This is a genomic window from Vibrio sp. Y176 (assembly GCF_033438945.1).
Map to the genome: position 1 here is coordinate 1 of NZ_JAWOQS010000119.1, position 1,073 is coordinate 1,073.

At 46.7% G+C, this 1,073-nt stretch carries 1 protein-coding gene; it reads right to left on the reverse strand.

The window, feature by feature from the left end:
- Positions 1 to 150 precede the first annotated feature (150 nt).
- Entirely contained in the window at positions 151 to 915 is a 765-nt protein-coding gene (locus R7O13_RS24500) for a hypothetical protein (RefSeq protein ID WP_318304888.1), read from the reverse strand.
- Positions 916 to 1,073: the final 158 nt, after the last annotated feature.

The window sequence follows — 1,073 nt, forward strand, 5'->3', positions numbered from 1 at the left end:
CAACCTGTCGTTTCTTGAAGTTCTTACTACTCAGAGGTAAACCACGCATTCCTGAGTTCGACGCGTTTTACTGATGTATGTGCATGAATAATCAAAAGTAGACCCCGCCAATCGGCGGGGTTTGTATTAGTTATGTACAAACTTGATTACTTACAAAGGTGACTCAACGACTACATATTTACGATCTGCCCTAAGTGGCGCAAACCATGTGTCTTGGTATTTGAAATAGCTTTGCCCGTCTATCACTACCGTCTGCTTGGTGTGGGGAAGTGAGTCAACAATTTCGCCAAGCTTATAAGGACTTGAGGCTTTCTTAGTGATCGTTTTGCTTGTCTCTGTTGTCGTGGTGCTCACTTGGTTAGGAGAGGCAGAATAAGAGTTGGGTGAGGTTGTCACAGTACTTAAGCTCGTTGTTGTTGACGCTGAGTTAGGTAAAACATCACTACCACTGATGACTGTGTAATTTCCGGCTGGTGGGTTTTGGACATACACGTAACGACTGCCGCGCTGTTGATAATAGGCGTCTTGCACAATGGCATAGGTTACTCCAGCGAAAATCGCAAACGTAGCGATGCCAACCAGATCGTTACGGTAATAGTAATAACGACCACGATAAGGTGGATACCAATAACCAGGTCGCACATAAATGAAAGAGGAATGGTATCGCGGCGGTCTTATTACGACGGGTGGACGATGGTAGTAAGGCGGTCTGTAGTCGTGTGAAGGGCGATGGTGATGCGGCGGCCGAATCGGTCGCTCCGGACGATTTACAGGATGACTGTGGTGCTTATTGCCCGGTTGAGTAATGGGTTTCACCGAATGTTGCGGATGAGGTTTTGCCTGTAATGTTGTTGTGCCAAGTATCATGACAAACACACTGGTCGCAAGCCCTCTGAAAATTGATATGCAGTTCATAAAACGCCTCCCCTTGATATTGGAGAGTAGGGTGCTCAAAACATAAGTATAACAGAGCGAAACAATTAGGAAGCGTTAGGATCTGAGCGTTGCTCAAGTACTAGAGACAAGAGGCGCACCAGTAGGGACTGTGCTTCAGGTGATAGCAGCCGAGCAAG